Source organism: Roseibium denhamense (genome assembly GCF_009711415.1).
Classification (GTDB): Bacteria; Pseudomonadota; Alphaproteobacteria; order Rhizobiales; family Stappiaceae; genus Roseibium; species Roseibium denhamense.
The window spans coordinates 112,260-131,854 of sequence record NZ_SMLZ01000107.1; the positions used below are offsets into that span (position 1 = coordinate 112,260).

The 19,595-nt window shown below is 55.9% G+C and carries 18 protein-coding genes; 15 read left to right on the plus strand and 3 right to left on the minus strand.

Annotation, left to right across the window (positions count from 1 at the left end):
* Nucleotides 1-9: 9 nt before the first annotated feature.
* The 10 genes from E1180_RS11005 to E1180_RS11045 all read left to right on the plus strand — a co-directional run bounded on the left by E1180_RS11005 (nucleotide 10) and on the right by E1180_RS11045 (nucleotide 13,812).
* Nucleotides 10-2,397, plus strand: a complete 2,388-nt coding sequence (locus tag E1180_RS11005; protein WP_155191227.1) for a mechanosensitive ion channel family protein — start codon at nucleotides 10-12, stop codon at nucleotides 2,395-2,397.
* 73 nt (nucleotides 2,398-2,470) lie between these two features.
* Nucleotides 2,471-3,037 carry a hypothetical protein gene (locus E1180_RS11010; RefSeq protein WP_155191228.1) on the plus strand — a complete coding sequence of 189 codons (567 nt, stop codon included), beginning with the start codon at nucleotides 2,471-2,473 and terminating at the stop codon, nucleotides 3,035-3,037.
* A 152-nt stretch (nucleotides 3,038-3,189) separates the two neighbouring features.
* The gene (locus E1180_RS11015) at nucleotides 3,190-4,197 is read left to right on the plus strand and encodes a glycosyltransferase family protein (RefSeq protein ID WP_155191229.1); all 1,008 of its coding nucleotides are present in this window, start codon (nucleotides 3,190-3,192) and stop codon (nucleotides 4,195-4,197) included.
* A 9-nt stretch (nucleotides 4,198-4,206) separates the two neighbouring features.
* On the plus strand, nucleotides 4,207-5,085 hold the full coding sequence (locus E1180_RS11020; RefSeq protein ID WP_155191230.1) for a glycosyltransferase family 17 protein: 879 nt from the start codon (nucleotides 4,207-4,209) through the stop codon (nucleotides 5,083-5,085).
* Between the two features lie 443 nt (nucleotides 5,086-5,528).
* Nucleotides 5,529-6,413 carry a LysR substrate-binding domain-containing protein gene (locus tag E1180_RS11025; RefSeq protein ID WP_155191307.1) on the plus strand — a complete coding sequence of 295 codons (885 nt, stop codon included), beginning with the start codon at nucleotides 5,529-5,531 and terminating at the stop codon, nucleotides 6,411-6,413.
* Nucleotides 6,414-6,516: 103 nt separating this feature from the next.
* Entirely contained in the window at nucleotides 6,517-7,527 is a 1,011-nt protein-coding gene (locus tag E1180_RS11030) for an ArsR/SmtB family transcription factor (protein ID WP_196220580.1), read from the plus strand.
* 1 nt (nucleotide 7,528) lies between these two features.
* Nucleotides 7,529-8,440 carry a methylenetetrahydrofolate reductase [NAD(P)H] gene (metF, locus tag E1180_RS11035; RefSeq protein WP_155191231.1) on the plus strand — a complete coding sequence of 304 codons (912 nt, stop codon included), beginning with the start codon at nucleotides 7,529-7,531 and terminating at the stop codon, nucleotides 8,438-8,440.
* Between the two features lie 166 nt (nucleotides 8,441-8,606).
* The gene (gene metH, locus E1180_RS11040; RefSeq protein WP_283404354.1) at nucleotides 8,607-12,335 is read left to right on the plus strand and encodes a methionine synthase; all 3,729 of its coding nucleotides are present in this window, start codon (nucleotides 8,607-8,609) and stop codon (nucleotides 12,333-12,335) included.
* A gap of 244 nt (nucleotides 12,336-12,579) precedes the next feature.
* Nucleotides 12,580-12,711, plus strand: a complete 132-nt coding sequence (locus tag E1180_RS22630; RefSeq protein ID WP_280115242.1) for a hypothetical protein — start codon at nucleotides 12,580-12,582, stop codon at nucleotides 12,709-12,711.
* Nucleotides 12,712-13,053: 342 nt separating this feature from the next.
* Nucleotides 13,054-13,812, plus strand: coding sequence for a Stf0 family sulfotransferase (locus E1180_RS11045; protein WP_155191233.1), 759 nt, complete (start codon nucleotides 13,054-13,056; stop codon nucleotides 13,810-13,812).
* Between the two features lie 24 nt (nucleotides 13,813-13,836).
* Here E1180_RS11045 and E1180_RS11050 read toward each other — a convergent pair whose 3' ends face one another.
* Nucleotides 13,837-14,529, minus strand: coding sequence for an ArsR/SmtB family transcription factor (locus E1180_RS11050; RefSeq protein ID WP_155191234.1), 693 nt, complete (start codon nucleotides 14,527-14,529; stop codon nucleotides 13,837-13,839).
* Nucleotides 14,530-14,673: 144 nt separating this feature from the next.
* On the opposite strand from E1180_RS11050, the gene E1180_RS11055 reads away from it, so the two are divergent.
* Genes E1180_RS11055 through E1180_RS11075 form a run of 5 tightly spaced genes read left to right on the plus strand, consistent with a single transcriptional unit; the run spans nucleotide 14,674 to nucleotide 17,232 of the window.
* Complete coding sequence (locus E1180_RS11055) at nucleotides 14,674-15,018, plus strand: NIPSNAP family protein (RefSeq protein ID WP_155191235.1); 345 nt, start codon at nucleotides 14,674-14,676, stop codon at nucleotides 15,016-15,018.
* Nucleotides 15,015-15,368, plus strand: a complete 354-nt coding sequence (locus E1180_RS11060; RefSeq protein WP_155191236.1) for an antibiotic biosynthesis monooxygenase family protein — start codon at nucleotides 15,015-15,017, stop codon at nucleotides 15,366-15,368. Before E1180_RS11055 ends, E1180_RS11060 begins: the two co-directional genes overlap by 4 nt.
* A complete protein-coding gene (locus tag E1180_RS11065; protein WP_155191237.1) occupies nucleotides 15,368-16,288 on the plus strand; it encodes a DMT family transporter in 921 nt (306 codons plus the stop codon). Before E1180_RS11060 ends, E1180_RS11065 begins: the two co-directional genes overlap by 1 nt.
* On the plus strand, nucleotides 16,285-16,707 hold the full coding sequence (locus E1180_RS11070; RefSeq protein WP_155191238.1) for a (R)-mandelonitrile lyase: 423 nt from the start codon (nucleotides 16,285-16,287) through the stop codon (nucleotides 16,705-16,707). The genes E1180_RS11065 and E1180_RS11070 overlap by 4 nt, the downstream gene beginning before the upstream one ends.
* Before the next feature lie 3 nt (nucleotides 16,708-16,710).
* A complete protein-coding gene (locus tag E1180_RS11075) occupies nucleotides 16,711-17,232 on the plus strand; it encodes a GNAT family N-acetyltransferase (protein WP_155191239.1) in 522 nt (173 codons plus the stop codon).
* A 24-nt stretch (nucleotides 17,233-17,256) separates the two neighbouring features.
* Here the strand turns inward: E1180_RS11075 and E1180_RS11080 are convergent, their stop codons facing one another.
* Nucleotides 17,257-18,690 carry an ATP-binding protein gene (locus E1180_RS11080; RefSeq protein ID WP_155191240.1) on the minus strand — a complete coding sequence of 478 codons (1,434 nt, stop codon included), beginning with the start codon at nucleotides 18,688-18,690 and terminating at the stop codon, nucleotides 17,257-17,259.
* Nucleotides 18,687-19,415, minus strand: a complete 729-nt coding sequence (locus tag E1180_RS11085; protein WP_283404353.1) for a response regulator — start codon at nucleotides 19,413-19,415, stop codon at nucleotides 18,687-18,689. The genes E1180_RS11080 and E1180_RS11085 overlap by 4 nt, the downstream gene beginning before the upstream one ends.
* Nucleotides 19,416-19,595: the final 180 nt, after the last annotated feature.

Here is a 19,595-nt window from a genome sequence, read left to right on the forward strand (position 1 = left end):
GGGGCCCCGATGAAGTTTTCTAAATGCACGGATGAGCGATCAGGTGTCCGTTACTTTCTGCCGACTTTGTTCTTTTTTGCTTTTTCTCTCGTGATAGCGGGTTTTATCACGCTGCCGGTCACCGCATCCGAAGCGCAGGCACAGGGCATTTCGAGTGTGGTTTCAACAATCACATCCGATGCCGGAAAGACCACGGAAAGCGAAGCGGCACCAGCGCCGGCGGATAGCGCCAAAGTGAGTTCAAACGAGGGGACAGAGGAGGGCGCTGGTTTTCTCGAAGCGCTCGATTCCTTCGGTGACGAGGCCGTCGAAGCCCGTGATGTCCTAAAAGGGATCCTAAGTGAAATTCCGACCATCCATGACTCCGTGCTCCAAACCCTTCAAAACGAAGGCGAAGAGGCGGGATTGGCATGGATTTCTGCGGCTGTCTTCGACGTTTCCATCGGTGTCGCCCTGGGCCTGTTTGCGGCCTTCTTGCTCGCCCGCTGGGGCCGTAAGCAGTTTGCCCATATGTACAAGCAGGATGTGTATTCGCGGTCTGACAAAATCATCTATCTCTATTTAAGAGCGCTTCTGATGATTGCCGGTGTTGCGTTGTTTTTCATAACCGGCGCGGTTGTTTATCTTGCCATCGGTTCCGGTCTTGAAGCCGCGAATGAAACCGCAATGGTTGTTCTCGGCATGATTGCCGCCTTTTTGACCCTTCGGATCATCTGGCTCAATCTTCTCGCCCCGGATGCTGAAAGCCACCGCCTTGTTGAACTGTCGAATGAGGAAGCCTCGGGTCTTTACCGGTCCTTGCTGGCGGGCGGGGCTGTTTCGCTGACGGCGTTTGCCTTTTGCCTCCTGATGGAACGCCTCGGACTTCCGCAGGACGTCCATAAGGTTGCCCTGATTGGCGCATCGGCGCTGTCCATGGTGATCCTCTCGGTCATAGCCGTTGTCTACCGGACTACGATTGCCCGCTTGATCCGGGGCCGGGAATTGGAAACAGCCCCCCTTTGGCGGCGGGTGCTTGCCAATGTCTGGCATTTCATTGCGATCATCTATTTTGTAGTGGCGTGGAGTATCTCGTCCATCCGGATTCTCCTGGATATGCCTGATGCCACCGGACTTGTTGCTGCGCCGCTTGAAGTCCTCCTGCTCGCGGCCGTTGTCTACGGTCTCCTCATTCTTCTGATTGATAAACTTCTTCTGCCCCGCCTCGATACACCCAAGGCGCAAGCGCAGATCGCGGAAGACATCGAACGGGCTGAGGACAGCGAAGGGGAAGTGCAGGACCGCGACAGCCTCTTATCTCAGGCAAGGGCGGAGGCTGCAGAACGGGAGGAGCAGCGCTCACCGTTCCGCCAGCTTCTCGATCGCGGCGCGGCAATTGTAGTCGGTTTTGGGGCCATTGACCTCCTCGCCAACTGGTGGGGTGTCCCGCTTGCCGGAAGCGGATCTCTGATCGGCTCCTTTATCGAAGTGATCCTGGTCGTCTTCCTGGGTTACATGGCCTATGAGGCCGTCAAGATCCTGATCGACCGCCAAATCGAGAAGGAAGCCCCGGCGGAAAAAGACGAGGAGGCCGAAGTTGGAGGGGCCGGTGAAAGCCGTATTGCGACCCTTTTGCCCATCTTCCGGAACTTCTTGCTGATTACGATTGTCGTGATCGCGGCAATGGTGGTTCTGGCGGAACTTGGCGTCAACATCGCACCGTTGTTTGCTGGCGCAGGTGTTGTTGGCCTTGCCATTGGCTTCGGTGCGCAGACGCTTATCCGGGATATCTTTTCCGGTGCGTTCTACCTTATTGATGATGCTTTCCGGAAAGGCGAGTACATTGATATCGGCAGCGCCAAAGGGGTGGTCGAAAAGATTTCGATCCGCTCAATGCAACTCCGCCACCATCGGGGTGCACTAACCACTGTGCCATTCGGCGAGATCCAGCAGGTCGAGAACTTTTCGCGCGATTGGGCCGTCATGAAATTGGCCTTCCGGGTCACTTACGACACGGACGTGGAGAAGATGCGCAAGATCATCAAGAATTTCGGTAAAGAGCTTCTGGATGATGAGTATTACGGTCCGATGTTCCTGGCGCCTCTGAAATCGCAAGGAATTTTGTCGATGGAGGATTCGGCCATGATTGCCCGCGTCAAATTCACGACCAAACCCGGCAAGCAATTTGAGTTGCGCAAAGTGGTCTATGCGGGCCTTAGAGATCTATTTGAGAAAAACGGCATCAAGTTCGCCCATCGTCAGGTGACCGTCCGGGTTGCGGGGTCTGATGGAGACGATGATGACCAGGCTCCGGGGGCGGCCGCCAGGGCTGCTGCCGCAGCGGGAGCTGCAGCCTCCGGAATGATCCATGACGCCGAGGCGGGGCAGGCAGACGACGGGCCAAATGATCAACTTTGACCGGGTCGTAGCGTCTTCCTGTAGAGTTGTATGAAAGGCAGTCGTGCGATCATGCTCTTAAGAGGACGAATTGATGCTCAAATGGGTAAGTATTGCGGCAATTTTCATCTTTGCGGGGACCAGCGCAGCTGTTGCCGGTGCCCTGCAGGACAAGGCGAGCCAAGCCGAAACGGCCTTGAGTGAAGGGAACGCCAGTAAAGCAATAACCCTCATGCGTGAAGCTCTGGTCGATGTGTGGGCACAGGCACCGATGTCCGTCCAGACGGCGATCTTCGTTGCAGCTCCAGCCGATGGCTTCGGCATTTACACTGCTAAGGACGGCACGGTCTTTAACGGCGGTGAACCGATCCTTGTTTATCTTGAGCCTGTCGGCTTCCTGTGGAAACGGCAGGGCGATTTATACACGTCTCTGCTGACTGTTGATTTTGATCTGACCTCTCCAGATGGAAAGGTTCTCGCTGGGCAAAAGGGCTTTGGACGGTTTGATTTCAAGAGCCGCGTTCCCAACACCGAGTATATGGCCAACCTCACCTTAAATGTCAGCGGAGCTCCGGCGGGTGACTACGTCCTGGTTCTAACTGTCAACGACGAGAATGGAGGCGAGTCCGTTAAGGTCGAAATGCCATTTTCCATCCAATAGGTCGTCCGTCAGGGCTGTTCCATTGTCCGGACTGCATTTATCGGCCAACTCCATGGACGTTGGCCCGGATATCCTATATCGGTCCCGGCGAACAGATGGACGGACACGGGATGCGGATTGGATTTCAGGCTGGAGCAATCAACGAGCGCGGAATGAGCGTCGCGCTATTTGATTATGCGATGAGCGCACAGGAAGTTTTGGGTCACGAATCCGTGGTGTTCTATTCTGAAGAAAAGAGCGTCCCGGCGGTGGTAGAGAAGTTTAAAGATAAGCTCAACCTGGTTCCGGTGCCTGCTGGCAGCGATTTGCGGACCGTTAGTGAGCCTTATCTGCTGGATTTTGCCTATTCAATCCGTGAGGGTCGGAAAGGGTCTTTCGATATTGCTGCTGATCGAACCGGTATTCACGCAGTTTTCCGGCATTTTGAGCCCCATGGGGATGTCTATGCCTATGTTTCCCAATGGCTCGCAAACTGGATGTCCGGTGGCCGCGCCCCGGCTGTACCGCATATTGTTGATTTGCCTGAACCTTCAGGAACGATGCGCGAAGAACTCAATATCCCAAAAGACGCCTTTGTGGTTGGCCGGTACGGTGGGTTTGATCAATTCAATGTTCCCTTTGCCCGAAAGGCCGTCCGCGAGGCCATTGAAAAACGCCGGTATCTCTACTTTGTATTTGTAAACACGGAAAAATTCCTGGACCACGAACGCGCATTGTTCCTTCCGCCAATAGTCAATGTGCCCGATAAGGTCCGGTTTATTGCGGCCTGTGATGTTGGCTTGAACGCAAAGAAGATCGGAGAGAGTTTCGGTCTCGCAATTGCTGAGTTTTTGATGCTTGGAAAGCCGGTTTTCAGTTGGGCCGGCGGCATGGATCAGAACCACGTACACATGAGCCCTAAGTCTGAATGGCTCTACCGCACCCGTCATGACCTTTCGCGGCTTTTGACCAGTTATAGGCCGTCGGCGGATGATATGGACCAGGCACGGCGCTCGGTGGAGTGCTATCGGCCTGATCCTGTAATGCGCCAGTTTGAGAAAGTGTTTCTGTCAGGTGGTTACTGTGCCGACGATCTTTCTGTAGGACGTCTGTTTAAACTGACACGGTATCTTGAAGAAAAGGCCATGCGGGCAAAGTTCCGCGTCTGGAAGAGCCTTTAGGGATCATTTATGCGTCTGTTCGACTGTTTCGTCTTTCATAACGAGTTCGATCTTCTGGAAATCCGCCTCCGGGAAATGGGGGACTATGTCGATCACTTTGTTTTGGTAGAAGCCAATCAAACCCAGCGCGGTGGCGAGAAGCCATATTATTTTGCCGAGAACCGGCAGCGTTTTGCGCGCTGGGCTGACAAGATTATCGATATTCAAGTGACGTTCCCTGATGTTCTGCCGCCAGCTTTGGGCGTTTACAAACATCGACGAAAAAAAGACTGGGAACGGGAAAATTATCAGCGCAATGCGATCACTGATGCACTCGGCCGCTGCTCGCAGGATGACCTCATCCTCCTGTCTGACGTCGATGAAATCGTGCGGGCTTCCGTGCTCGAGCGTGTGCTCGAACGCCAAGTTTACCGCAACCGGCTATTGGTTTTCGAGCAAAGCCTGCATAAGCACCATCTTGACCGTATTGCGCCAGGCAAGATGTGGTTGCTTGGTTCCCGGATGATTGAGAAGAGGTACTTTACAACGCCACAGCAACTGCGCCGGACGAAAGCCCGCATGACCAAAAAGAGGTATGTGCCAAATTTTGTCTCTCAACCTCTGCTGCGGCATCGTAACCGCAATCTGTCCGGGATCAGCCAGCCAGTCCGAATTATACCAAATGCAGGGTGGCACTTCTCCTCTATGGGTGGGCTTTCTGCGTTCCAAACAAAACTGGAATCCGTCGTCCACGGCCAGACTGTCGATACTAGTGATATCCAGAAGCTGTATGATCGCGAACTTGCAGGAACCGAACTCATTGCGCACGACAGCCTGCCCCAATGTGTGCAAGACGGGGACTTCGATCACATGCTGGCGTCTTCGGTTGATCAGGCGACACCGGAGTAACCGGACCTTTGCTATCAGAACGCTCTTTGTAGTCCAAGCTGACTTCGGGCAGGAATGCCGGTGAGGCCAGGTCTTCCCGTGACAGTCCGAGATCCTGCAAGACAGACTCATTCTCCAGCCAGTAGAGCTGCCTTGCTTCCTTTTTAAGGGCTTGTCGGATGCGCCACGCCTTGAACGTGACAACAATACCATCCAACCAAGTTCTTATGTTCCAAAATTGCATATATATCGTCGTCGTTTGATCAGATTTCTGGCCTCTGAGCTTTCTGATTGTTGGCTGCTTAGGACATGGGTATTCCAGAATATTTTGAAAATTCATGGTTTTTTCCTAATATTGGTCTAGCATGCCCTTCAAAATATACGGTGTTACAGGTGGCTGGCGAAGGAGAAGGCTTCCTTATTATGTGAGCAGTTCTCACAATAGGACTCATCAGGACCGAAACATGAGATTGAAAATGCCGCCATTGAATACTCTGCCTGCCTTCGAGGCGACAGCTCGGCTGGGATCCATGAGCGCGGCTGCGGAGGAGTTGGGACGCACGCATGGCGCAATCAGCAAGCAGATTGCCCATCTGAATGAGCAGGCTGGCGCTGCATTGTTTCGCAGAGAAGGTGTGCGGGTTGTCTTAACACAAGAGGGCGAGGCGTTCGCGGCCGCTGTGCGGCCAGCGATGGCACAAATCTCTCATGCCTGGAAAGACTTAAAAAATCGCTCCGGAAGTCCGGTGCTAGAGATTGGTATCAGTGCCACATTTGCCATGCGCTGGCTTATGCCAAGGCTGCCTCGGTTTTATAAACGGTACCCTGAAGCGCAGGTGAATTTTCGGATGACGGGTCGGCAATGGCTCCCGGAGGAGGAGATGGACGCGACCCTTACCTGGGACAGATTAAGGTGGGGCTTTGAAGAGCGCTCAGACATTGACATTCTTGGTGATGTTGCATTCGGCATCGTTGTTTCTCCAGCGCTGGAAGTTGAAATACGAGGCAATGAGCTGCGCGTTCCAACACGTTGTGTCCAAGAACTCCCTGGCGCGGTTTGGGAAGCCTACGAAAAAATGACATGTCGTTCGGTTAGGGCTGAAAGGACGCTAGCCTATCCGCACACCTTTCTTGTAATCGAGGCGGCATTGGCGGGCTTTGGTGCCGCGCTTGTTGAGCGCCGGTTGGTTGAAGAAGAGCTAGCTGACAAGCGTCTATTGGCGCCGTTCGGGTTTTTCCGAATTGTTAATGGCTTTGGCGCAATCCGCTCAAAACGCAGCCGCACTAGGTCGCTCGCCAACGCTTTTGTGGATTGGGTCCGGGAAGAGGCAGCGCTGACCCCACTCTGAATGACGCATCCCGACAAATCGACGCCGCAAAAGAACAGTGGTCTTGCCATGCCTGCCAATTTCATATAAAGATATCTTTATATCGACATTGATGGCGGGCTGAATGACCGAGGACTTGACCCTATCTGTAGATGAGACGCTGGCGGCTTTGCGTGCGGTTGGTGAGACGACGCGTTTGCGGCTCATTGCCTTGCTCGCAGAAGCCGAGCTGACTGTGAAAGATGCGACGGCAATTCTCGGCCAGAGCCAGCCACGCATTTCCCGCCACCTGAAGCTTCTTGCCGAAGCGGATGTCATCCAGCGTTTCCCGGAAGGGTCCTGGGTCTACTATCGCCTGGCAGATGGGCCGGAAGGCCAGCTGGCACGCGGCTTAGTTGACCGGATTGCCTCCGACGATCCCGTTCTGGCGGCGGATCAGGAACGCTTTAAGTCCATTCGCAAGGCGAAAGCGGAAGAGGCAGCTGCCTATTTTGCGGCGCGCGCTCTGTCCTGGGACAAGGAGCGTGCTCTTCATATTCCTGAACACGATGTGGAAGCCGCCATGCGGGCCGCGCTTGGGGATACTCCAATCCATTCGTTTCTCGACCTGGGGACGGGAACCGGGCGGTTGCTTGAAGTGTTTTCCGACCGGTATTCAAATGCGCTTGGAATAGATGCGTCCCATGACATGCTTGCGGTTGCCCGCGCAAATTTGGCGGAAGCGGGCCTTGCCAACGCTCAGGTTCGCCACGGCGATGTTTACGCGCTTAACGTGCCACCACGGTCGTTTGATGTGATTGTTATCCATCAGGTTCTGCACTTTTTGGATGACCCGGCAAGAGCCCTGGCAGAGGCAGCCCGCGCGCTGCGTCCGGGCGGAAGGCTGCTTATTGCGGATTTTGCACCGCATGAGCTGGAGTTCCTGCGCGACAAGCATGCTCACCGCCGGCTGGGATTTGCTCATGAGCAGATGGAGCGCTGGCTCCACGCGAACGAACTGGACTTGGAACAGGTCACGGACCTGGTTCCTTCACAAACCGACGGTACGCTTTTGACCGTCACGCTTTGGCTCGCACGGGACCGCCGCGTCATTACCGACTTGCCTGCCAGAAATCCTTCCCGAGAGGTTGCTTGAGATGACCGAATTCACGTCACGCAGATCCCGTGGCCAGTCGGCCGAGCCGATCACCGCTTCGTTTGAGTTTTTCCCGCCGAAGTCCGACAAAATGGCGGAAACACTTTGGTCAACGGTGAAGCGCCTGGAGCCCCTTGAGCCCGCATTCGTGTCCGTCACCTACGGTGCGGGCGGCTCGACCCGGGAACGCACACACAAGACCGTGGAGCGGATCTTGAAGGAAACGGTTCTTGCGCCTGCCGCGCATCTGACCTGCGTCGGCTCTCCCAAATCCGAAGTTGATGAAATTCTGCGCGACTATTGGGAGCTCGGTGTCCGCCATTTGGTTGCTTTGCGCGGGGATCCTCTTGAAGGGATCGGCGCTGTCTATAAACCGCATCCGGACGGTTATGCGTATGCGTCCGATCTGGTCGCCGGCATCAAGAAGATCGCCAATTTTGATATCTCCGTGTCTGGATATCCGGAAAAGCATCCTGAGAGCGGGAACTGGCAGCAGGAAATCGACAACCTGAAGCGCAAGGTCGATGCCGGGGCTGACCGGATCATCACCCAGTATTTCTTCGATAACGATACTTTCGATGCTTATCTGGAGCGCATTGCCGCTGCCGGTATCAACGTTCCGGTGGTTCCGGGCATACTGCCGATCCACAATTTCGAGCAAACCATGACATTTTCAGCCAAGTGCGGCTCGTCCATACCGCATTGGCTGGCCCGCCGTTTCTCCGGTCTGAGCAACGATCCGGAAACCCGTAAGCTGGTTGGTGTTTCCGTTGCCTGCGAACAGGTCATGGATCTCGTAGATCGCGGGATCAACGACTTCCATTTTTACACGATGAACCGGGCGGATCTGACATACGCCATCTGTCACATGCTCGGCCTCGGACAGCATGCGCCGGAAAAAGCGGCGGCGTGACCCTGAACTTTTGCTGTCCCGGCGGTCTGCCGGGGCCGGTTGAGCTTAGAATTGTGACCAGCACAGCCCGTGCTGGCCTTTAAACGGCCCGCTGACAATGCCAGTTCGGCAATGCGGCGGGACGGCTTAAATTGACGCCAAACCAGATTGTCTGGAAGGAAATACCGTGACAACCTCTGACGCTTTCAAGCGCCTCTACGATCTTGCCAAGTCCAGAATTTTGATCCTCGACGGTGCTATGGGGACGGCAATCCAGGAGCTGAAGCTGGACGAGGCGGCGTATCGCGGGGAGCGGTTCAAGGACTGGCCGAGCGACGTGAAGGGGAACAATGACCTTCTAAGTCTCACCCAGCCCGATGCAATCCGCGCGATCCACAAGGCTTATCTGGATGCCGGTGCGGACATTCTGGAAACGAACACGTTTTCTTCCACGACCATTGCTCAGGCTGATTATGGTATGGAGGGGCTCGCCTATGAGCTGAACTATGAGAGCGCGAAGCTGGCGCGCGAAGCGTGCCTTCAAAAACAGGCGGAAGATCCGGATAGACAGTGTTTTGTTGCGGGCGCGCTCGGACCAACCAACAGGACCGCTTCCATTTCCCCGGATGTAAACAATCCGGGGTATCGCGCTGTTTCCTTTGACGATCTGCGGATTGCCTATGCCGAGGCCACACGCGGCCTCATCGCGGGTGGGTCTGACATCATTCTGGTTGAAACGATTTTCGACACTTTGAATGCCAAGGCAGCTCTTTTTGCCATTGAGGAAGTCTTTGAGGAGACCGGCCAAACGCTTCCGATCATGATCTCCGGCACGATCACCGACCTCTCCGGGCGGACCTTGTCCGGTCAGACACCGGAAGCGTTCTGGAACTCGGTGCGGCATACAAATCCGCTGACAATCGGCCTCAATTGTGCGCTGGGCGCCAAGGAAATGCGGGCCCATATCGTTGAGCTCGGCCGGGTTGCGGACACGCTTGTGTGTGCCTATCCGAATGCGGGCCTCCCGAATGAGTTCGGCGAATATGATGAAAGCCCTGAGCACATGGCCGGGCTCATTGAAGAATTTGCGGCTGCCGGACTGGTCAATGTTGTCGGTGGCTGTTGCGGAACGACACCAGATCATATCAGGGCCATTGCCGATGTTGTCCGGGACAAGGCGCCACGCGAAGTTCCGGAAGTCGAGCGGTTCATGCGCCTTTCGGGTCTGGAGCCATTCACGCTGACCCCGGAAGTGAATTTCGTCAATGTCGGGGAGCGGACCAATGTCACCGGGTCTGCCAGGTTCCGCAAACTGATCAAGGAAGGCGATTACGCGACCGCGCTTGAAGTGGCCCGCCAGCAGGTGGAAAACGGTGCCCAGATCATCGACATCAACATGGATGAAGGGCTTCTCGATTCTGAAGAGGCCATGGTCACCTTCCTCAATCTGGTTGCCGCTGAGCCGGATATCGCGAAAGTCCCGGTGATGATCGACAGCTCAAAATGGACGGTCATTGAGGCGGGCTTGAAGTGCATTCAGGGCAAGGGCGTTGTCAACTCGATCTCCTTGAAAGAAGGAGAGGACGCCTTCATCGAACAGGCCAAGCTTGTCCGGCGATATGGTGCTGCGGTGGTTGTCATGGCGTTTGATGAAAAGGGCCAGGCGGATACGTTCGAGCGGAAGATCGAAATCTGTGAGCGTTCCTACAAGGTCTTGACGGAGAAAGTCGGGTTCGATCCGGCCGACATCATTTTCGATCCGAACATCTTTGCTGTGGCAACCGGTATTGAAGAACACAACAATTACGGTGTCGACTTCATCGAGGCGACGGGCTGGATCCGTAAAAACCTGCCCCATGCCCATGTTTCCGGCGGTGTTTCAAACTTGTCCTTCTCGTTCCGCGGCAACGAGGCCGTCCGTGAAGCGATGCATTCCGTCTTTCTGTACCACTGTATCAAGCAGGGTATGGATATGGGGATCGTCAACGCCGGCCAGCTGGCCGTCTACAACGATCTGGATGCGGAGTTGCGTGAGCTTTGCGAGGACGTTGTCCTGAACAAGCGCGCAGATTCAACCGACCGGATGCTGGAGGCGGCCGAACGCTGGAAAGGCGAGGGCGGCAAGAAGAAGGAAGCTGACCTGACGTGGCGGACGTGGGGTGTTGCCAAGCGTTTGGAGCATGCCCTCGTTCATGGGATTGCCGACTATGTGGAGGACGACACCGAAGAGGCCCGTCAGGCCTTCGACCGCCCGCTTCATGTGATCGAAGGCCCGTTGATGGACGGCATGAACGTTGTTGGTGATCTGTTCGGCTCAGGACAGATGTTCCTGCCGCAGGTGGTCAAATCCGCTCGTGTCATGAAAAAGGCCGTCGCCTACCTGATGCCTTTCATGGAGAAGGAAAAGGAAGAAAAGGGCATTACCGGACACTCTTCGCAAGGCAAGATCCTAATGGCGACCGTAAAGGGTGATGTTCACGATATCGGCAAGAACATCGTCGGTGTGGTCCTTCAATGTAACAATTTCGAGGTGATCGACCTCGGTGTCATGGTGCCTGCGGCCAAAATCCTGGAAACGGCAAAGCAGGAGAAAGTCGACATTATCGGGCTCTCCGGCTTGATCACGCCCTCTCTGGACGAAATGTGCCATGTAGCTGCAGAGATGGAACGCGAAGGTCTTGATATTCCTCTTTTGATTGGTGGCGCAACAACCTCCAAAATCCACACGGCGGTCAAGATCAATCCCAACTACGAAAAGGGTCAGGCGATTTATGTCACGGATGCGGGCCGTGCAGTCGGGGTCGCTTCGAAACTGATGAGCGAAGGCGGGCGGGATCCCTACTATAAGGATGTGCGGACTGAGTATCTCGACATTGCCGAAAAGCATGCGGCCAGCCGGGGCAATCAGCAGCGCCTGTCCATTGAGGCTGCCCGGAAAAACGCATTCAAGGCTGATTTCGAAGGCCAGCGTCCGGTCGCGCCAAAACAGCTGGACCCCAGGTTTTTTGAGGAATTTCCGCTGGAAGAGCTTGTCCCGGTTATCGACTGGACGCCCTTCTTTGCCACCTGGGAAATCAAGGGGCGTTACCCTGCGGTTCTGACCGATAACAGATACGGACCCGCCGCAACGGCGCTGTTTGATGATGCACGCCGTATGCTCGACGAGATCGTTGAGAAAAAACTGCTGACAGCCAAGGGCATGGCCGCGCTTTGGCCCGCCAACAGTGTTGGCGATGATATCCGTGTGTTCTCAGACGAAAGCCGGTCGGAGACCCGGGCCACATTCCATAGCATCCGACAGCAGATGAGCCGGACATCAGGCGGGCGGGCAAATGTCGCGCTCAGCGATTTTGTCGCGCCTTTGGAGAGCGGCATAAACGACTGGATTGGCGGGTTTGCTGTCACCGCCGGGCATGGCGAAAGTGAACTTGCCGAGCGGTACAACCGTGAGGGTGATGACTACAACAAGATCATGTCTCAGGCGATTGCAGACCGTTTGGCGGAGGCTTTTGCGGAAAAACTGCACCAGATCGTGCGCAAAGATCTTTGGGGATACGGCGCCGAAGAAGGCCTGACAAACGAAGAGCTGATTGCAGAAAAATACCAGGGTATCCGTCCGGCTCCCGGGTATCCGGCACAGCCTGATCACACCGAAAAAGATACTTTGTTCGATCTCCTGGATGCCGAGCGCCACACCGGCATCAAGTTGACCGAGAGCCGTGCAATGTTCCCGGGATCATCCGTATCGGGTCTCTATTTTGCGCACCCGGATAGTTACTATTTCGGCGTCGGCAAGATCGAAAAGGATCAAGTTGTGGATTATGCAAAGCGAAAAGGCTGGGATGTCGAGTTTGCCGAGCGATGGCTTGCACCGATCCTCAATTATGATCCTGCCCGTTTGCAAGCGGCGGAGTAAGCCACAGCGTTCAGTAGGTTACAAACAATACAAATCCCGCGCTGACGTAGCGGGATTTTTTTTGACGCCTATTGCTAATTCGGCTAACAAAAATCCGCTGAGGTCTTGTATCGTTGTTGGCTTATAAAATTTGGGAAAATTCGAAAAAAGTGCACATTGTGCGCATTGTAAAAGTGCGCAATGTGCGCTATATTATTTCCTATAACAAAGATGCCCGACCCAATGGTCGGGCGAAGGAGATAATATGATTGTGCAAGTCGCCAGGACCTTCCTGGTCAACCATCGACAGGATTACAACCGTGACCGCTTGCCGTGGTTGCCTTCCCGTCTCTACCGGACACTGTTTGAGGCCCGGAAGGGCCGCAAAGCGGGTTAACACCGGAGTTCACGGCCCCACTGCCATCCGCACCGAGCGGAACAACCAAGAAAACACCTCGGAAACTGAAACACTGAAGACCCGGCTTTCGCCGGGTTTTGTTTTTTGCGGAAAAGGATGTCATCAGTGGTGTGAAAGATTTATTCAACTGTCATTTGCAAAACGGGTGCTCGTTCTTCGGGGCATGAAGATACGGGAATGGCCGGTGGGTGTTCCAACTCAAGGTGCCCGGCGCTTGATTTAGAGCGTTTGGAGCACTTCAACCGAGATTTCGGGCTTTGCGATCACGCGGCATCGTGTTGATATCGCCGCCTGTTTCCTGGACTTGGCGAGCTTGCAGCCTTGAGTGTTTTTAAGTCTTACGTTTTATGCACCAGCCCACGCAGTGGCAGCACCTTGTTATGCAGGATGCTGGCGGAAACCGGCGTGGCTGGTGTTCCCAAATCCTATTTCCACAAGCCATCCATTGAGGATTGGCTCGAGTATCACAAGTTGCCGGCACTTGCGGGAGAGGCGGAAAAGGACACACTGACCCGGATCTTAGAGAGCGCCGTATGCATGGGCCGCGGCGATACGGGTGTGTTCGGGCTTCGTTTACAGAGGCACAGTTTTGAGTTTTTTACCCGGAACCTTGCCGTACTGTTTCCGGATGACCGAACGGATCTTCAACGAATGGAGCGCGCATTTGGGCGCATCTTGTTCATTCACTTGACACGGCCCGACAAGGTTGAACAGGCGGTGTCTTATGTGAAGGCCCAGCAGTCAGGGCTTTGGCACAGGGCGGCAGACGGATTTGAACTTGAACGTTTGTCACCTCACAAAGACCCGGTCTTCGATCCGAAAGAAATTCAAACGGCGTATGAGCAGTTTGTCCTTGCTGATCGCGACTGGACCACCTGGTTCCATACCCAAGGTATCGTTCCGTTGCGCCTGACATATGATGAATTGTCCAGTGCGCCGGACGCATGCCTTCAAGACGTCCTCAAGAGGCTTGGTCAAGATCCCAAGAAGGCAGACGGCGTCAAGCCGTCTGTTGCAAAACTTGCAGACCCTCAAAGCGAAGAGTGGACCGGCCGGTTTCGGCAAATGTTGGCCGGATAAGGGCGGGCTTACCGGCGCCGATACTCAGGAGTGAATTGGAAACAGGGCCTTGAGGTCCCGCTCGCCCTTGGGCGAGATATGCACGACCCTGCTGCCGGTCTCGCGTTTCACCCAGTCGTGTTTTTGGAACTGGACAAGAAGAGCCGCTCCCAATGCCCCGGCGAGATGGTCGCGCCGCTCACTCCAATCAAGGCAAGCCCGGCATAAGGGGCGGCGCTTCGACCGGAGGTCCGATAGGTCTATTCCGAACCCGGTTACGAACGCTTCGCCGGATGCTGTCAGACCGAGGCCGCCCGGTTCGGTGGTGACCTCAAGAAATCCACGGCTCTGCAGACTGTCGAACATGCGCACGGCCATATGACCGGCAAGATGATCGTAGCAGACGCGTGCAGCCCGCATCGCGGGATCTTTCGGCCCGGTCCGTGTGCGCAAATGTCCTTTTCTCGCGGCCAGTCCCATAAGGGCTTCCAGCGTCGCGCCGACATCGGCGTCCGCGAGGGTGAAGTACCGGTGCCGGCCCTGTTTGGCTTGTGCCAGAAGTCCGCCTTCCATGAGCTTCTTCAGATGGGAACTGGCCGTCTGGCCGGTAATTCCGGCTTCTGCCGCGAGCTCGCTTGCCGTGAGGGCCTTGCCGCTCAAAAGCGCGCTCAAGATGTTTGCGCGGGCGGGGTCTCCAATCAGGGCCCCGATGCGGGCAATGTCCGGTCCGTCTTTCATGGTTCGGCCTTTGTCGAAGTGTGCTGGTTATCTTGCCATGGGACGGACGCCGGGGCCAGTCACAACGCTTCGATCTGTGTCGAAGCATTCGGGCTGTGTGATGTGGCACATGCATTGGCGATCTGACACGAGAGGAGCATTGCCATGATCACCTGCTTTATCCGCTATCAAATCGATCCAACCAAGAAAGCGCAGTTTGAGGACTATGCCCGCAACTGGGGGCAAGCGATTCCGCGCTGCGGCGCCGACCTCTTTGGATACTATGCGCCTCACGAAGGGTCCACGACCCTCGCATATGGTGTTTATTCGGTCGAAAATCTTGCCGCCTATGAGGCTTATCGTGCCCGGCTTTCCGCCGATCCGCTCGGCCGGGAAAACTATGCTTTTGCCATGCGCGAAAAATTCATCTTGAGAGAAGACCGTACCTTTCTGAAACTGGCCTCAACTCCGCATGGCAAATTGATCGGGTTTGAGGGAGAACACAAATGATCGCAGTCATTTTCGAGGTCATACCGCACGGGGACAAGAAACAGGATTACCTCGATATGGCAGCAGAGATGCGGCCCCTGGTCGAAGAAATTGATGGGTTCTTGTCGGTCGAGCGGTTTCAAAGCCTGACCAATCCGGAAAAACTTTTATCCGTCTCGTTTTTCCGTGATGAGGCAGCGCTGGATCAATGGCGTCAGCTGACCCAGCACCGCAAGGCGCAATCCGTCGGGCGGAAGAGTTACTTCAAGGATTACCGGCTGCGTGTTGCGCATGTCCTGCGCGACTACGGCATGACGGAGCGGGCCGAAGCGCCAAGCGACAGCCGTAACCTGCATGACAAGGAAGCCTGATGGCAGGGCGGCGGTTTGAGTTCGTTCTTTTGGGGGTGCTCGCGCTTTTATGGGGCTCCTCCTACATGTGGATCAGCCTGGCGCTGCAAACCATTCCTCCCATGACCTTGATTGCCTTGCGCGTCGGTTTGGCCTCGCTGGTTCTGCTTGGCATTTTAAGTGTGCGCGGATTGAAGCTGCCAACGGACAGCCGGATGTGGCGGCTTTTGTTTGTTCAATCTATCGTCAACAGCACGGGGCCTTGGCTCCTTTTGGCCTGGGGGCAGCAATCCGTCGACAGCGCCGTGGCCAGTGTTTTGAATTCCACGTCACCGCTATTCGTCTTTTTCTTTTCGCTGTTCTTGATGTCCGGGAGCGAACGGCCTGCTTTGCAGCAGTTTCTTGGAGCGCTTGCAGGAATGGCGGGGATTGTCCTGATTGTCGGCACGGGGGCGCTGGAAAGTCTGGGCGGTGCTTTCATTCCCCAGATCGCAGTGCTTGCCGGGGCCGCGCTCTACGGGATTGCTGCGATCTGGGGGCGGATGTTCTCGCATTTGCCACCGCTCGCAACGGCCGCGGGGACGCTGATTTGTTCGACTGCGACGCTTTTGCCGCTCAGCCTCGTTATCGACCGGCCCTGGACATTGCAAATGTCGGGCGAAAGCCTGGCGGCCGCTTGCATTTTGAGTGTCTTTTGTACCGCCCTTGCGTTCCTGATCTACTTCCGCCTCATCAACACGATCGGTCCGATGGGAACGTCGAGCCAGGCCTACCTGCGGTCGGGCATCGGCGTCGTCTTGGGTATTGTGTTCTTGAATGAGGTTTTGAACCTGGAGACGTTTGCCGGGATTTGCCTTGCCATTTTCGGTGTTGTTCTGATCAACTGGAGGCGGCCTTTGCAGCCAACGCCAAACAAGGCGGTGCAGGAGAACTCTTCATGAGTGTGTTGACGGTTTATGAGGCCGGGTCCCGGCCAACCAAACAAGCCAACCCGGACTATTTCACCGGAAAGGTCTGGCAAGATCCCGTAATCGAAGCACCGGGCCCGGCGCGCGTCCGTGCTGTCAAAGTCACGTTCGAGCCCGGGGCGCGCACCCATTGGCACACACACCCGCTCGGTCAAACCCTTGTTGTGGAATCCGGGGCGGGGTTTGTGCATCTCTGGGGGCAGGAGAAGCTTTCCATCTTGCCGGGAGACGTGATCTGGATACCGCCGAACGTGAAACACTGGCACGGCGCGGCCCGTCACGTTTCCCTGGTCCATCTTGCCATCCACGAAGAGATGGAGGGCAGTGTCGCTGACTGGCTGGAACCGGTTGACGACCAGACATATGGCGGTGAGCTGGAAGCGAGGCGCTAGGCAATGGAGGTCTATGTAAGGCGGCTCTCCGAAGCTGACGTCGAGATCTTCCGGACCCTGCGGCTGGAGGCTCTTCAGAACCACCCAGAGGCTTTCGGGATGGGGTATGACGAGGCCGCCCAGCTGCCATCGTCCTATTTCGAAGAGAAACTTCAAACCAACCTGATTGTCGGTGGCGGCTTGGAGACCGAAGACTTCACTGCCATTGCAGGCCTGGCTGCGTCGGGACAAGAAAAAGTGAAGCACAAGGCGATCATATGGGGTGTCTATGCCCGGCCCGAGGTTCGGGGCAAGGGTGTGACGCGATCTCTCCTGAAAGTCATGATCGATGCTGTGCAAGACAAGGTCGAGCAAATCCAGATCACTGTCGGTTCTGAGAACGAGCCTGCGAAGAAGCTCTACCAAAGCCTTGGGTTCGAGCAATACGGTCTCGAGCGCCGCGCCCTCAAGATTGACGGGCAGTATGTCGACGAAATTCTGATGGCGCTCGACCTTACAAAACCTCAGCAGGCGTCCGAGAGCTGATCAAGCGCAAGATTTTCAAGGGGCTCAGGCAATGCCTGGAAGGGAGACGGTCACGCGAAGTCCTCTTTCCGGCAGATTTTCCAGCGTTATGGTACCGCCATGGGCGTGAACAATAGACCGCGTGATCGCCAAACCCAGACCGATACCGCCCGTGTCCTCGTTGCGCGATTCGTCCAGTCTGACAAATGGCTCGAATATGTCCTGCAACCGGTCCTCGGGAACGCCCGGACCCTGGTCTGAGATCCGGACGAGGATGTGATCGGCTTCCCGCGACACTTTAACCTCAACCGGACCGCCATACCGGTTCCCGTTTTCTATGAGGTTTCTGAAGGCGCGTTTGAGAGACACAGGCCGGCAGACAAGCAGCAATGGTTCCTTGTCCTGAAGATCACATGAAAACCCGAGATCCCTCTGATCCTGGGCTATTGCATCGAGCATGGCGGCAATGTTCACCTCTTCCGCCGGTTCGGAAAAAGCATCTTCCTTGGCAAATTTGAGCGTCGCCTCCGTCATCGCGGCCATGTCGTCGAGGGTTTCGATCATCTTTTCGCGGTTTTCATCGTCGTCAATAAATTCCGCACGCAGGCGGAGCGACGTGATCGGGGTCCTCAAGTCATGGCTGATCGCCGCCAGCATGCGGGTCCGGTCGCGGACAAATCGCGTCAGCCGTTCCTGCATATTGTTGAACGCGTTGGTGACCGCCCGGACCTCCTGAGGACCGGTTTGCGGGAGGGTATCGATGTCTTCACCGCGGCCCAGCCGTTCGGCAGCCTCCGAAAGATCGTTTAGCGGCCGTGTCACCCGGCGCACCGCGAATGCAATGATCACGATGATGGCCAGCGCGGTCAGAGCCAGTTGGACCAGCAAAGGAAGAAAGGCCGCTGGGGGAGGGCGGTAACTGGTCGCCAGGTTCAGCCATTGATCATCCGCCAGTTTAATGGAAAGCGACAGGTCCTCCGGACGGTTCATGATCCGGCGCAATTGTTTGGGACGTTCATCCTTGGGAACGGACCGCCAGCTCTCGCGATCCTTGTCCTTTGTCCGGGAGGGACCCCGCTTTTCATCGGCGTGTATGTTGAGATGGACCAGTTGGCCACTCGCCAGCTGTTCCTCCAGAAAATCTTGGAGACGCCTTTCGAAGCGGGATTGGCCCGGCTCTGGTGCAATTGGCGTGTCGCCCAGCCAGAAGACGGCAAACTGGCTACTGCTGGCGTCTAAAATACGTGTCTGGAGGTCCGGCGGTGTGTCCCTGACCAGCTCGGCCAGGGAAACTGCCCGCGACAGAATATTGTCCCGGGCGAGAGCAACCATGGCAATCCGGCGCTGGTCCTGAAAGATCAGGATGCTGATGGCTTGTGCCGCGATGATCGCGGCAAGGAGCAGCAAGACCAATTGCGTGGCAAGCTTTTGGGGCCAAAGAATCGCAGCAAACCGCGTAACGCGCTTCAAAAACGTCATCCGGCGGCTTCTTTCACGTCGGCGGTGAACATGTAGCCACCGCCCCAAACTGTCTTGATCAGTTTCGGGTCTTTCGGGTCGGCTTCGATTTTCCGGCGCAGCCGCGAGACCTGATTGTCAATGGAGCGGTCGAACATGGCCGGGGAGCGCCCGGTGGTCAGATCCATGAGCTGGTCCCTGTTCAAAACCATCTTCGGCCGCTTCAAGAATGCGCATAACAGCTGAAACTCGCCACTCGACAGATCGACCTCCTGACCGTCCGGATCCGCCAGCTCGCGGCGGGAAACGTTCAAAGCCCAGCCGTCGAAATAGAGCATGTCCTGAGAAATCGGGTCCCGCTCCTTGGGGGCCAGGGAGGTCCGCCGCAGAACCGCCTTGATACGGGCCAGCAGCTCGCGGGGATTGAAGGGTTTGGTGACATAGTCATCGGCGCCGATTTCCAGTCCTATGACACGGTCTGTATCATCAGCCATGGCTGTCAGAAGAATGACTGGCATGGATCCGGTTTCCACCAGATGCCGGCACAGCGACAAACCGTCCTCGCCTGGCATCATGATGTCGAGAACCACAAGGTCGATGGCAGCCGCCTTCAAGGTTTTGCGGGCTTGAGCTGCATTTTCGGCAGTCGTTGCCCGCATGCCGTTCTTGATCAGGTAACGGGCAAGCGTTTCGCGGATGTCGCGATGGTCATCCACCACAAGGATATGCGGGCTCGTGTCGGTCACGCTCGTCTCCTAAACAAGATCGGATGCTCGGCCCCATGTGGGCTGCGTCTCTTGTTCATATAAATAGCCTGCTGAAAACAGCGGTACGAGACGGGTTTGTAACAAACTGTATCGACAGGCGATATCGCGACAGGTCGCGACACACTGGGCCGTTTCAACGGGTATTTCTGCGACATTTGC

Excerpts from the sequence above, each read along its gene's own strand:
- E1180_RS11005 (WP_155191227.1), top strand. The coding sequence starts at position 10 with ATGAAGTTTTCTAAATGCACGGATGAGCGATCAGGTGTCCGTTACTTT.
- E1180_RS11010 (WP_155191228.1), top strand. The coding sequence starts at position 2,471 with ATGCTCAAATGGGTAAGTATTGCGGCAATTTTCATCTTTGCGGGGACC.
- E1180_RS11015 (WP_155191229.1), top strand. The coding sequence starts at position 3,190 with ATGAGCGTCGCGCTATTTGATTATGCGATGAGCGCACAGGAAGTTTTG.
- E1180_RS11020 (WP_155191230.1), top strand. The coding sequence starts at position 4,207 with ATGCGTCTGTTCGACTGTTTCGTCTTTCATAACGAGTTCGATCTTCTG.
- E1180_RS11025 (WP_155191307.1), top strand. The coding sequence starts at position 5,529 with ATGAGATTGAAAATGCCGCCATTGAATACTCTGCCTGCCTTCGAGGCG.
- E1180_RS11030 (WP_196220580.1), top strand. The coding sequence starts at position 6,517 with ATGACCGAGGACTTGACCCTATCTGTAGATGAGACGCTGGCGGCTTTG.
- metF (WP_155191231.1), top strand. The coding sequence starts at position 7,529 with ATGACCGAATTCACGTCACGCAGATCCCGTGGCCAGTCGGCCGAGCCG.
- E1180_RS22630 (WP_280115242.1), top strand. The coding sequence starts at position 12,580 with ATGATTGTGCAAGTCGCCAGGACCTTCCTGGTCAACCATCGACAGGAT.
- E1180_RS11050 (WP_155191234.1), bottom strand. The coding sequence starts at position 14,529 with ATGAAAGACGGACCGGACATTGCCCGCATCGGGGCCCTGATTGGAGAC.
- E1180_RS11055 (WP_155191235.1), top strand. The coding sequence starts at position 14,674 with ATGATCACCTGCTTTATCCGCTATCAAATCGATCCAACCAAGAAAGCG.
- E1180_RS11060 (WP_155191236.1), top strand. The coding sequence starts at position 15,015 with ATGATCGCAGTCATTTTCGAGGTCATACCGCACGGGGACAAGAAACAG.
- E1180_RS11065 (WP_155191237.1), top strand. The coding sequence starts at position 15,368 with ATGGCAGGGCGGCGGTTTGAGTTCGTTCTTTTGGGGGTGCTCGCGCTT.
- E1180_RS11070 (WP_155191238.1), top strand. The coding sequence starts at position 16,285 with ATGAGTGTGTTGACGGTTTATGAGGCCGGGTCCCGGCCAACCAAACAA.
- E1180_RS11075 (WP_155191239.1), top strand. The coding sequence starts at position 16,711 with ATGGAGGTCTATGTAAGGCGGCTCTCCGAAGCTGACGTCGAGATCTTC.
- E1180_RS11080 (WP_155191240.1), bottom strand. The coding sequence starts at position 18,690 with ATGACGTTTTTGAAGCGCGTTACGCGGTTTGCTGCGATTCTTTGGCCC.